This window comes from Pseudomonas sp. GD04019, from assembly GCF_029837695.1.
Classification (GTDB): Bacteria; Pseudomonadota; Gammaproteobacteria; order Pseudomonadales; family Pseudomonadaceae; genus Aquipseudomonas.
On sequence record NZ_JAOEEA010000005.1, the window covers coordinates 250,101 to 262,259 of the forward strand.

The window sequence follows — 12,159 nt, forward strand, 5'->3', positions numbered from 1 at the left end:
GGGCTTTTTGCGGGAAGTCAGTTGTCGCAACGCCTGACCCCTGCATTCTGTGTCTCTCTTTCAGCCGACGTCAAGTCAGCTGCCTGCCCATTCATCCTTGATAGAGCATGATCGTGACAAGCGAGGCCTGCCTGCGCCTGTCACTAGGGAGCACCATGAGAACACCTATTGAGAAGCAGCGCGAGATCGTACGTTTACTTAGTCATCCCGACCTATCCAACCGCATGATCGGTCACCTGGTCGGCGTTTCACACAATACGGTACGCGTTCTACGAAACCACTTGGCTCTGACCGGAGAAGCCTGGGGCAGCCTTGAGGAGCTGGATGACGCCTCATTTACCCGTCGCCTACAAATCGGGTCTGCCACGGGCGCTCCCCGTAAGGCAGCTCCGGCATGGCACGAGGTGCATGAGCAGCTATGCCGCCCGGATATGACCCTTGAACTGCTCTGGCAGGAGTTCCGAGAGCAGCAACCGGATGGCGTGTCATACAGTCAGTTCACACGCCACTACCGAGCTTGGGTGAAGAAACAAAAACTCAGCATGCGACAGGTGCATGTGCCGGGGGACAAGCTGTTCGTCGATTTCTGCGGTCGAACCATGCCCATTGTCGACCAGTCCTCGGGGCAGATTCGGCGGGCGCAGGTGTTCGTCGCCACGCTGGGGTGTTCTGGCTACCTGTACGCCATCGCTGTTTCTAGCCAGACAACACGTGACTGGTTGCATTGCCATGTACAGGCACTTGAGCATCTGGGTGGTGTGCCGCGCTTTGTCGTGCCGGACAACCTCAAGGCCGCCGTCATCAAGTCGCAGCGCGACCAGCTACATCTGAACCGGGCGTACTCCGAGCTGGCCGAATATTACGGTTTCAACATTCTGCCTGCTCGACCGCGTAAGCCCCAAGACAAGTCCCTGGCCGAAGTGGGCGTGCAGATCGTGCAGCGTTGGGTGCTGGCCCGCCTTCGCCATTGCACCTTCTTCTCCCTTGAGGAGTTGAACGGGCAGCTGGGGTATTGGATGGCGTTACTTAATCAGCGTACGACCCGTACCTATCTCAAGAGTCGGATGGCCCGCTTGCAAGAGCTGGATCTTCCTGCGCTCGGAGCTTTACCAGAGCGCCGCTACGATTTTCATCAATGGCGTTACCAACTGCGCGTAGGCCCCGACTATCACATCGAATACGAGCAGCACCATTACTCAGTACCTTATCAATACGCTCATCAGTTGGTGGATCTGAGGATCAATACCGACTGGCTAGAGGTCGTTTACCAGCGCCGAGTCATCGCCACGCATCGCCTGAGCAACTCTTCGGGGATGAGTACCCTGCAAGAACATCTCGCTCCTAGTCACCGCAGCTACCAAGAGGAGCAGCCAGAGGCTCTGCTTGCCTGGGCTGAGCAGGTTGGGTCGGCGACACATGCCTTCGTTCGGCGGAATTTGGATGAGCGACAGCAATTCGCTACTGGCATGAGAGCCATGGCCAGCCTGCGGCATCTGCAGCGCAAGGATCAGATATCGACAGCACGATTGGAGTCGGCCTGCGCCTATGCGCTCAAACTAGGCACCCTCAGTTTTACCCGATTACGAGCCATTCTGCGCAATGAGGCTGATCTAAAGCGCGAGCACTGTCTGCCATCCGCTGCTGTCGAGCACACGAATATTCGAGGTGCTGCCTACTACTCTACCCAGTCGGGGGAAAACGCATGAGCCACATCAATACCCCTCATCGACTTATCGACTTGGGTCTTCATGGCATGGCCCGCTCATACGAGAACCAGCTGCACCAACCGCAGCTGCAGCAAGAGACTTTCGAAGTGCGGCTGGGCCTGATGCTGGATGCCGAATACAGCTCACGCGAAGCTCGAAAAATCGAGCGTTTGATGAGGCTGGCGAGATTGCGTGAAAGCCAGGCAACCCTAGAGGATGTCGACTACAAGGTGAGCCGTGGACTGGATCGTAGTGTGGTGATGAACCTGGCACAGTGCGAGTGGCTGCGTCGCCGACAAAACCTGCTTCTCACCGGTGCGACTGGCACGGGCAAGACCTGGCTGGCTTGTGCGTTTGGTAATCAAGCTTGCCGGCAGGGGTTTATGACCTACTACCGCACCGCCACTCAACTATTTGAAGACATTCTGCTGTCCCATGCTGACAACACCTTGCCTAAGCTGCGCCGGCAGCTGGTTAGAACGCAATTGCTGATCATCGATGATCTAGGCATTGGTGGCATCTCGGCGCAACTTGGCCCAATGCTGCTGGAAATCATTGACCAGCAGTCACGCAACGGCTCCCTGCTGATAACCAGCCAGTACCCACAGGAAAAGTGGTACGAGCTGTTCGCAGACCCGACGATTGCCGACGCCATCTTGGATCGGATTATTCACAAATCACACATCGTTCAGCTCAAGGGAGAGTCGATGCGCAAGGTCAGGGCCAAAAAAAGCTGACTTGATGGTATTCACCCTGCCCTTGGGCAGGGTGGTCAACTGACATGCAATTGCTGGTCAGATCGAATGCAATCACTGGTCAAGGCTGATGCGATCAGCCGGTCAGGTCAGAAGCAATTTCGCACTGATTCGGCGAATACCGTAGACCTTCTCTTCTCGCAGCTTCTCGAGCCGGTGTATCAGGTACTGTTCTGCTTCCTCCCGGTTGCTTGTTCCAGTGCTTTCTTGAAGTCGCTGACCTCTGACGACCTTGTCGACATGCCAGATTCCGTTTCTCTCGTAGAGGCCAGTGATGGTTTTTCGCGCCATGGTTTTTCTCCTTGGCGCTCGCTGCGGAATCGATCTTGTCCCTGGGCACCGTTCTTTTCAATAACCGCTCGTTCGATGTAGTCGTCTACCCAGGCGTCCAGTTCCTCGCGATCAAAGCCGATGCCTTGTAGGCCTATGCGAAATTCGCGGACATATGGGCGTACGGTCTTGTTGAACTCATCCCTGCACATCCCGAGATAAGCGGGCGCCGCCCCGGCCCGGATAACGCGTGGTGGGCAAGAAAGCCGGTTGGGCAGGGGTTGCCTGCTGGCGTCTGACATGGCATCTGCCTCTTGGCATGACGGTGTCATGCTCAAGGCAGACCAGATGAAGGGCAACCCGTTGTGGCGATTTACTGCGTGTCCAAGCAAAGGGGAAGCCACGAGTGGACAGGCGACGCGGGCATTGATGGCATATGAGACTTGGGCGACAGGAGGATTGTGGGTGAACTCAGTTCCGACGGATGCTATGGATTGCGATGATCCGCCCGGGCAGGTGTCCCGGGAGGCGCTCTACGATGAGGTATGGCGCCACCCTATGCTCAGGGTGGCCGAGCGCTATGAGGTTTCGTCGAGCTTCATGGCGAGGGTCTGCACCTCCATGAACGTGCCGCGCCCGCCGCGCGGCCACTGGGCAAAGCTCGAACATGGCAAGCCAAGTCCCCAGGTACCCTTGCCTGACGCACGCCCGGGAGACCATTTGATATGGCGAAGAGGCGATGCCCCAGGGCCGGCGAGGTATCCGCTTCCCAAGCCGCCGGAGAGCCAGGTTGCCCGTCCGCGGCCACGTATTTCGCGCTCAGCGCGCCATCCTTTGGTCAGCGGTGTACGAGACCTTTTTACCAAGGGAAAGGTGATCGACAGCGGCTACCTGAAGCCTTCGCAGAGGCGCCTGGTGGATGTAGTGGTATCGGGGCCGATGCTCGACGATGCGCTGGATATGGCCAATGCCCTGTTCCTCAGGCTGGAGGCCGCTGGATATCGGGTCATGCTCGCGCCGAGCGATCGCACCTATTCCCGCGCTTCCGTTGAGGAAAGGGAGAAGCCCGGGAAGACGGTTAACAATCGTTATCCGAGCCTTTGGCATCCCTCCAAGGCGACTGTTGTCTTCGTGGGCTCCGTCGCTATCGGCCTGACTCTTTTCGAGATGACCGAGGAGCTAGAGGCGCGGTACGTCGAGGGGGAGTACATCCCTCTTGGCAAGCTGCCGGCTGCCGAGCGACGTCGTCCGATGCCCAGTTGGAGTTGGACCACGCACAAGCAGTTCGCCACCGGGCGATTGTGCCTCCAGGCATTCAGTCCTTATCCAGTCGCGGATTGGGTGCATCGCTGGCCAGAGGCCAAGGCGCGCGAGCTTCGGGGGCAACTGGACGACATAGTCGACTACCTGACAAAGGCGGCGACCACTATTGCTGGCCTAGTCGAGGAGGGTGAGCGCCAGGCTGCGATCCGAAGGCAGGAATGGGAAGAAGAGCGGAGGCGATTGGAGGAGCGGTGGGAGCGGGAGCGCCAGGAAAAGGCCAGGTCAGAAGCCCGGCAAGAGCTGCTTGAGGCCATTCGTGCCTGGGATGACGCGCGGCGGATACAGGCATTCTTCCGCGAGGCCGAGGACGAGGCCTTGTCGAGAACGAGCGAGGAGAGGGAGGTGTTGCTGGGGCGCCTGGCCATTGCCAGGGATCTTGTTGGGGAGATGGATACGCTTGGCATGTTGATGAAATGGCGAGGGCCAGAAGAGCGGTGAGGCATAAGTGCAAGTCGGATTTGCTGCTCAAGTATGGCTGGTCTAATCCACTTTGATTTTTTTGTGGGTTAGGTATACGTTACATTTAATCTAATTTGTTACGTATACAGAACATGGATTATTCCCTGATCACGAGGCGTCTTGGCGAGCAGATTCGGCAGCGCCGCCTGAATCGCGGCCTGACCCAGGCCAAGCTGGCTGCCTTGGCGGGCATCACCCGGCAGAAGGTCATCGCCATCGAGAGGGGCGACTTGTCGGTGGGCATGACGGCCTATGCGCGAGTGCTAGGAGCCCTGGACTGTGAGTTCGCATTGGTGTCTGCGGCCATGCCCACGTTGGATGAGATCCAGGGAGTGTTCGACTGATGACAGCCGTGCTGCAGGTGGCAACGCCAGAGGGCGAGAGCGGGAGGATCCTCAGCTCCGCCGGGGACTACCTATTCCGCTACCACGAAGAGGCCAAAGCGCAGGCAGCGATCAGTTTGCTGATGCCCGTGCGCCTGGATGAATACCGCCACCGGGAGCTGCACCCGATTTTCCAGATGAACCTGCCGGAAGGGTACGTCTTGGAGCAGCTGCGCAACCGCCTGGCCAAGGTGGTGAATGTCGATCCCATGTTGCTGCTGGCGCTCTCTGGCAGCAGCTCGCCTATCGGGCGGGTAGCCGTTAGCTCACATGAGGTCGATGCGCTCTTGCGGCGCCAGCAGTTCCCCGGGGAAATACTGGGGGAAATCCTGGCCTGGGATGGTGCTGAGGACATTTTTGCCGGCCTGGTGGATCGTTACATTTTGCGCGCCGGGATATCGGGCGTGCAGCCCAAGGTACTGGTGCCAGAGCAGCAGGACGCCGCGCCACAGCGTTTTACCTCGAAGACCTCCGACCTGATCATCAAGAGCGGACGGGACGAGTTTCCGGGGTTGGCGATCAATGAGTTCCTCTGCATGTCCGTAGCCAGGGAGGCTGGGATTGCGGTGCCGGAGTTCTACCTGTCCGATAACACCAAGCTGTTCGTCATGCGCCGCTTCGACCGGGACGAACAACTCGATCCCATCGGCTTCGAAGATATGGCCGCACTGATGGGACTGGCTGCGGAGCAGAAGTACAGCAAGAGCTATTCGGCCATCGCCAAGGCCATCCGCCTGTTCTGTCCGCCGGAGCAGGTGCAGGGCTCACTGGCGCAGTTATTTGCCATGGTTAGCCTGAGCTGCATCGTCGGGAACGGTGACGCCCACCTGAAGAACTTCGGGCTGCTGTATTCCGACCCTACGCAGCGCGATGCGCGGCTGGCGCCGGCCTACGACATCGTCAACACCACGGCCTACATTCCGGAGGACGTATTGGCACTGGATCTGGTCGGCAACAAATCATTATTCGCGTCGCGACAGGGGCTGCTGGAGTTCGCCAAGGCGTGTGATGTGGCCTGGCCGGAGGAGGTCATTCGCGAGCAGTTGCAAGCCCTGGAGCGCGTGTTGGCCTGCTCGATCGAGCTGTGCGAGCAGGCTCCGAATGTGGCCGCTGCAATCCGCCAGTCTGCTGAGCCGTTTATGAAAACCTTCGGCTAGCGTGCGTTCAGGTTCGGAATGGCATCGGTGTCTTGGGTTGCAGACGCACTGGCAACTGAGTGGGATATGAGTTCGGCACGTCGCATTGAGATGGTTTCTCGTGATGGGGGATGAGTCACTGGGAGTGACGGTTTTCCCGATTTCTTAAACTAGTTCCGTACCGTTCGGGCGGGGTAGGCACGGCAGGCAGAGAGCGGCCAGAAGCAGTCACTTGCTGCCCGCATCAATATCGTGATCTGTCCCCGATGGTTTGTGGCTGATCACTGGTTCAAACCATCGCAGCGAACCGTGGTAAGAACCCACGTACTGACTGAGCACTCTGTCTGCATGAAAGTGTTGCGCGATACCAGTGTGTGAAGCTATTGCGTGCCCCTGCATAAAGGCGGGGGACTTTCGGCTACCAATGGTGATGTGTAGCTAACTGGCAGTTGCTGTCCGCAAGCTGCCAGCTTATGCCATGATTCTGGGTTGTCGCCTCACGCTAAGGCAACGGGCGTTCAGGCAGCCATGTCAACTCATCAAGGAAGGATATGCCACAAGTCATCATCCCGCGCTCATTCCGGAAAATGCTGCGAGAGCTCAGTAAGTCTGACCGAGTTGGCAAACTGGCAGCTCAACGCGCGGAAGCTGCTTGCACCCAAGCAAACCTGAACGACCAGATCCGCCTAGAGCGCACCAATCATGGTGAATCGCGCCTCGACTGCGAGAAGTACGAGCTTGGCGATGGCTACCGTCTAGTTCTCCAGCGCAACAAGGTAGGTACTGAAGATTTTCTTATCATGCTATTTGTCGGGTCGCATGCTGAGTCCGATACTTGGCTAGCTCTGCACCGGGGGTACAAATGGGTGCGCAAGGACTCCGATGGCAAGATAGATTTCATTCAAGTATCGAGTGCAGAAGAGCCACTCCGACCACCAGTCATCGATCTTTCTCTGGACACCCCCGAGCATGTCTTGGACGAGCCTCTGCTTTCCACGTTCACGGCAGAAGACTTCAAAGGCTCCATGCTTAGTCATGAGATCAGCCAGATGCTGCTGCGTGTAACTAAAAACGACTGGGGTGAGTCTGCAAACAGCATCCTCGATATGGTCGAAAAGCAGCACGGTTTCGAGTCGGCTGTGCTGGCCGCGGATATTCTGACTATGGCCGATCACGGTGACATTGAAGGAGCCCTTCAACGACTGCGACTGGACGCCAGCCAAGCTCATGAAGTGACAGCTGCGGAGCTCCTAGAAGCTGTCAACTCTCCAATCAATGCCGAAACTTTTTACACTTGGAAGGAAGAGGAGGAGATGCCTGCCCCGTCCAACAGGGAAGAATGGATGCTGTACCTGCACCCTGAGCAGAGGAAGATTGCGCACGCTGACCTTGCAGGCCCTTCGCGCCTAAGAGGGGTATCCGGAAGCGGAAAAACCTGTGTTCTGGTGCACCGTGCTCAGTTTCTGGCCAAGAAGTACGGTGAGCCTGTGTTGGTGGTAACACTGACGGACAGCATGCGTAAGCTACTGACTTCGCTTGTAACAGCCCTATGTGGCCCCGAACGAGCCCTGATTCATGTCACGACTATTCAGGCCTTGGCACGCGATCTTGTCCATGACCTGGACCCGGGTTCAACCTGTTGGCCAGTGGAGTCTTACACTAATGAAGCGATGGCTGCGGTCATCCAGGCTGTGCCGGAGTTCAGAACTGGTACGCATGCGCTTGGTCAGAACGCGTTACTCAAGCAATTCTTGCGAGAAGAGCTGAGTTACATCCGCACCCGACTGCTACCTGCCAGCTACTCAACCTATGCATTGTCATCGTTCAGACGGGTAGGCCGAGGCAAAGCGTTAGCTGAAACTGCCCGCAAACAAGTTATGCAAGGCCTCCAAGCATACGAGGAACTTATTGCTCAGCGCGGTGCGCCGGACTTCGAGGGCATAGTGCAGGAAGCCGTCACCTTACTGGAAACTCAGGGTGACAAGAGCAGCAAGCGATGGCGTACCGTTCTGGCTGATGAGGTTCAGGATCTTAGCCAGAACGAAATCCACATGCTGTCCTTAATCCGGACTGCTGGAGGTGATCTGCTGAAGGCGGCGCCAGACGGCCTATTCTTGGTGGGGGATGGCGCACAGACCATCTACAAACGAGGCTTTTCGCTAAAGACGCTTGGCATCACTCTTCACCGGGCTAGCGTCTTCAAGAAGAACTACCGCAATACCAAGGAAATCCTTCAGGCAGCGTATGCGCTGATCATCAACTACGAGTTCTCGGACATTGATGAAGACTCGCAGCAGAAGCCTCTCGCACCTGACTTTGCTGTTCGCCGAGGTGAACGCCCTAGCCTCGTCAGGTGTAAAGGGAAAGAGGAAGAACTGGGCTATGTCGTTTCAGCTATCAAAAAAATCAAAGAGATTCACGGTGACAAGGCTCTCGACGACGTGTGCCTTATATCTAGGTCTCGAGGCTTCCGAGACGACGCGATCAAGGCTATGCAGAGCATTGATATACCGTGTGCTGATATCAAGGCCTCAATCGACTCTCCAGGGGTACGTGTATCTACCATTGAAAGCGCCAAGGGTTTGGAGTTTGGTACGGTATTCCTTGCAAGCGTCTCTGAAACGGTCTCAAACACTCGCCCGCAGGAGGCGACGGACGCAGGAGATGTTGCCAAGCTATATGTTGCGATGACCCGAGCCCGTGACCAGCTTCATATCAGCTACATCTCAAACGCTAATCTGTCGCCCGTCGAAGCGCTCAACACCATTCAGCCTTGGTGTGACCTGCTGAAGTTTGAAGGTGGTACCGTTACCTCGCTAGCTGAACACGTTTAGAATCAAACTGTTGGATAGCAGCAAATAACAGCTCTTGGCCGGTTAGCGACGGCCTGGCTATGGCCGTCGCTATGCATTTCATGGTCACACTTCCGTCTGCTCCGCCATCTCCAAAGCGTCATCTACCTCAATCCCGAAGTATCGAACGGTGCTCTCCAGCTTCGTATAACCCTGATCGCTGTCATAGATGAGGACGACTATCAGCCTGCGTCGCCACTAATCGCTCGAGACAAGCGATCCCTGAAAACTACGGCCCATGAGGACCTGCGCGCTCCGCTTGCCGATCCGTGGCATGGGTGGAGTGGGGCGGTCTTGCTGTTCCCTTTACCGTATCACGGCGTTCTCGCCGTCAAGGGCTGCGCGTGTCTTGCACGCTGGCGTCCTAGCGGCCGTCGGTGACCCCTGACAGCTGCGCTGCGCCGTGCTGACGCCGGTTCCGGGCAATGCCGCCCGAGCAACCGGAGCACGACCATGTCGCAACTTTCCTTTTCCTCGTTCGATGCCATGCTGCTGGTGCGTGATGCACAGGGGCGCTACCTGCCTGCGTCTGCAGATCAGATCCTGAACATGGCGCGCCAGGTGATCGACCAGAAATACCAGCGTGGAGCGTTGTTCACGTCGCCGGAGCTGGTCAAGGACTACCTGCGCACCAAACTGGCTGGTTTCGAGCAAGAGGTGTTCGCGGCGCTATTCCTCGACAGCCAGCATCGGCTGCTCGAGTACGTGGAGTTGTTCCGTGGCACCATTGATGCGGCGGCGGTGTATCCGCGCGAAGTGGTGAAGGAGGCATTGCGAGTCAATGCAGCGGCGGTGATTTTCTCGCACAACCATCCGAGCGGAAATCCAGAGCCGAGTCAGGCCGACAAGGTGCTGACCCAGCGCCTCAAGGAGGCTCTGGCACTGTTGGATGTGCGCACGCTGGATCACATCATCGTGGGTGGCGAGGCGACAGCATCATTCGCGGAGAAGGGGCTGCTCTGACTGCAGGGGGCCTCGGCCCCCTTTTTTGCTGCGTCACAACATGCCGACACTACATCACTTGTCGCTATTGCGTTCGCGCTGGCGCAGTCGCTTCACGTAGGCGCTGTCTTTCAGTTCATCTGGGCTCAGATCCAATGCACAGTTTACCAGCGAGGCCAGCGTGGCATCGCTGAGCCTGAGGCCTTCGGGTAGCGGGCCACCGCTCTGCTCGCTGTTCTCCTCGATGGCGGCGAAGAGTGCCTTGAAGAAGTCCGCAGGTGAGTGGCGTGTGGCTGCGGTTGCGGCTCGAGTCAGCGGATCTGTGGCCTCCACTTCAGCGCCGGTTGCATCGCTGGCCACCGCTCGCACGAACTGTTCCAAGGTGGGCCAGTACTTCCATTCGAACTGGTTGCGAACGGTGTTCAGGCGCTCCTTCACATAGGCGTTAAAGAGGTAGTGATCCTTCGCTGCATCCTCCATTACGTTACAGACATGGTAGTGAGTGTCACTGCTGAAACCCGATGTATTGTGCAGGTTGGAGCGGTGCTCTAGCAGTTGGGCCAGTTCCTCGGCTTTCTGTGCAATCTGCTGGTTGGTGTCGACAAGTTCGTCCCGTTGAGCACGAGCCCTGGCGATCTTATCTGGGGCCCAGAATGCTGCGGTACTGAGCAAGAGGCTCAGGAATACCGGGAGTGCCCGAGGATGCAGGTGCAGTTTGTCGTACAGCTCACCGTAGGCTTCATTCAGTTCGAGGCGTCGTGCGAGCAGGCGATCAATGATGGCGTTTTCGCTAGGCAGGATGTTGTGCTCGACGTTGTAGGTTTTATCGTCGATCAGGATGTTCTCGCAGGTTTGCTGCGGGGATGGGGTCGGTGCGGTACGCATGTGTCTTCTCTGAGTAGTGAGGATGCTTTGCAGCGTAATGAGCCGAGTTGCGCTTGTCGGTACCCCAGAGCCCATTGTTCGGCCTGCTCTCAGGTACCTCTGTTTTTTGGGCATCCCGGCCAATGGCCGGGCGCGCTGTCATGCTGTGCATCGAGCCACGCTGCGCGAGTCTCGCCCCATTCGGGTTTCCATCGTTCCCTCACTGCGTTCGGCTGATGCCTTCGGCCCGGCTACGCAGGGCCTGGGCGCTGCGCTTGCGTGGGGCGTCGCCAAGGCTGCGGCCATTGCCTGTCGATCCGTCTTTCCCTGACTTCATCACCTTGTCGCGACTGTAGCGCGCGGCCGTGCGCCATCAAGGCGCGCCGGGCCGTGTCCTCGGCTGCGCCTGCGGGCCGCACCTACCCGGCGCTTGCCTCCTTGACGGCACCCGTCCGCGCGCTCCTGACCGTCGCGGGCGATGAACTCAGGAAAGACGGTGGCAACGAGGCCGGCCCAGGTCTTTGCGCCGCCCCCACCAAAAGAGCCGAAGCGGGCTCCGAATCTAGGAATCCGGTGGGTGTTTTGAACAGCAAACCTTGTCAGGAGAACGACCATGCAACTGGCTTCCAGCTTCTCTAACCGCTCCCCCGTGCTGCGCTCGGCGTCCCCGTTGTCGGATGAGCAGATTCGCGCCGTGGCCCCGTCCATCTTCGCTGATGCGCCGCACGAAAGCCGCTCGGAGCGCTACAGCTACATTCCTACTGCGACCGTGTTGCAGGAACTGCGTGGCGAAGGCTTCGAGCCTTTCATGGTGTGTCAGACCCGTGTGCGCCGGGATGACCGCCGCGACTTCACCAAACACATGATTCGCCTGCGCCATGCGAGCCAGATCGACGCCCGAGGCGAAGCCAACGAAATCATTCTGCTGAACTCGCACGACGGGACGAGCAGCTACCAGATGCTCGCTGGCATGTTCCGCTTCGTCTGCCAGAACGGTCTGGTCTGCGGCGACACCGTGGCGGACGTGCGCGTGCCGCACAAGGGCGACGTGGCTGGCCAGGTGATCGAGGGCGCCTACGAGGTGCTGCACGGCTTCGAGCAGGCGCAGCAGTCCCGCGAGGCCATGCGCGCCGTCACCCTGGACGGCGGCGAGGCGGAAGTTTTTGCCCGTGCTGCGTTGGCGCTCAAGTACGACGACCCCGACAAGCCCGCACCGATCACCGAACGGCAGGTGCTGGCCCCGCGCCGTCTCGACGACAACCGCGCCGACCTGTGGAGCGTGTTCAACCGCACCCAGGAAAACCTCATTCGTGGCGGCCTGCTTGGTCGCGGCGGCAATGGGCGCCGCCAGCGTACCCGTCCTGTGCAAGGCATCGACCAGGACCTGCGACTGAACCGTGCCCTGTGGCTGCTGGCCGATGGCCTGCGCCAGTTGAAAGCCTGACCCCCACCCGGAGGGGCTTTCCGCT

Annotated in this window: 9 protein-coding genes and 2 pseudogenes; 8 read left to right on the top strand and 3 right to left on the bottom strand. The window is 58.4% G+C overall.

Annotated features, from left to right (window positions below):
- Nucleotides 1-107: 107 nt before the first annotated feature.
- Both istA and istB read left to right on the top strand, forming a co-directional pair.
- Nucleotides 108-1,706: an IS21 family transposase gene (gene istA / locus N7607_RS10550; RefSeq protein WP_279866886.1), complete on the top strand. Its 1,599-nt coding sequence runs from the start codon at nt 108-110 to the stop codon at nt 1,704-1,706.
- A complete protein-coding gene (gene istB / locus N7607_RS10555) occupies nt 1,703-2,443 on the top strand; it encodes an IS21-like element helper ATPase IstB (protein WP_165680988.1) in 741 nt (246 codons plus the stop codon). Before istA ends, istB begins: the two co-directional genes overlap by 4 nt.
- Before the next feature lie 129 nt (nt 2,444-2,572).
- Here the strand turns inward: istB and N7607_RS23085 are convergent.
- Nucleotides 2,573-2,752: pseudogene (locus tag N7607_RS23085) on the bottom strand (site-specific integrase); the annotation flags it as partial.
- Between the two features lie 444 nt (nt 2,753-3,196).
- Here N7607_RS23085 and N7607_RS10565 point away from each other — a divergent pair.
- The 4 genes from N7607_RS10565 (at nt 3,197) to N7607_RS10580 (ending at nt 8,866) form a co-directional block, all read left to right on the top strand.
- Nucleotides 3,197-4,492 carry a hypothetical protein gene (locus N7607_RS10565; protein WP_279866884.1) on the top strand — a complete coding sequence of 432 codons (1,296 nt, stop codon included), beginning with the start codon at nt 3,197-3,199 and terminating at the stop codon, nt 4,490-4,492.
- A 113-nt stretch (nt 4,493-4,605) separates the two neighbouring features.
- On the top strand, nt 4,606-4,857 hold the full coding sequence (locus tag N7607_RS10570; RefSeq protein ID WP_125853032.1) for a helix-turn-helix transcriptional regulator: 252 nt from the start codon (nt 4,606-4,608) through the stop codon (nt 4,855-4,857).
- Nucleotides 4,857-6,053 (top strand): type II toxin-antitoxin system HipA family toxin, encoded by a 1,197-nt coding sequence (locus tag N7607_RS10575; protein WP_279866881.1) that lies wholly within the window; start codon nt 4,857-4,859, stop codon nt 6,051-6,053. Before N7607_RS10570 ends, N7607_RS10575 begins: the two co-directional genes overlap by 1 nt.
- A 530-nt stretch (nt 6,054-6,583) precedes the next feature.
- Nucleotides 6,584-8,866 (top strand): 3'-5' exonuclease, encoded by a 2,283-nt coding sequence (locus N7607_RS10580; protein ID WP_279866879.1) that lies wholly within the window; start codon nt 6,584-6,586, stop codon nt 8,864-8,866.
- An 84-nt stretch (nt 8,867-8,950) separates the two neighbouring features.
- Here N7607_RS10580 and N7607_RS10585 read toward each other — a convergent pair.
- Nucleotides 8,951-9,037: pseudogene (locus tag N7607_RS10585) on the bottom strand (integrase); the annotation flags it as partial.
- A gap of 300 nt (nt 9,038-9,337) precedes the next feature.
- Here N7607_RS10585 and radC point away from each other — a divergent pair.
- On the top strand, nt 9,338-9,847 hold the full coding sequence (gene radC / locus N7607_RS10590) for a DNA repair protein RadC (protein ID WP_279866877.1): 510 nt from the start codon (nt 9,338-9,340) through the stop codon (nt 9,845-9,847).
- Between the two features lie 54 nt (nt 9,848-9,901).
- Here the strand turns inward: radC and N7607_RS10595 are convergent, their stop codons facing one another.
- On the bottom strand, nt 9,902-10,711 hold the full coding sequence (locus tag N7607_RS10595; RefSeq protein WP_279866876.1) for a hypothetical protein: 810 nt from the start codon (nt 10,709-10,711) through the stop codon (nt 9,902-9,904).
- A gap of 592 nt (nt 10,712-11,303) precedes the next feature.
- Here N7607_RS10595 and N7607_RS10600 point away from each other — a divergent pair.
- Entirely contained in the window at nt 11,304-12,134 is an 831-nt protein-coding gene (locus tag N7607_RS10600; protein ID WP_279866874.1) for a DUF932 domain-containing protein, read from the top strand.
- The last annotated feature ends 25 nt before the right edge of the window (nt 12,135-12,159 follow it).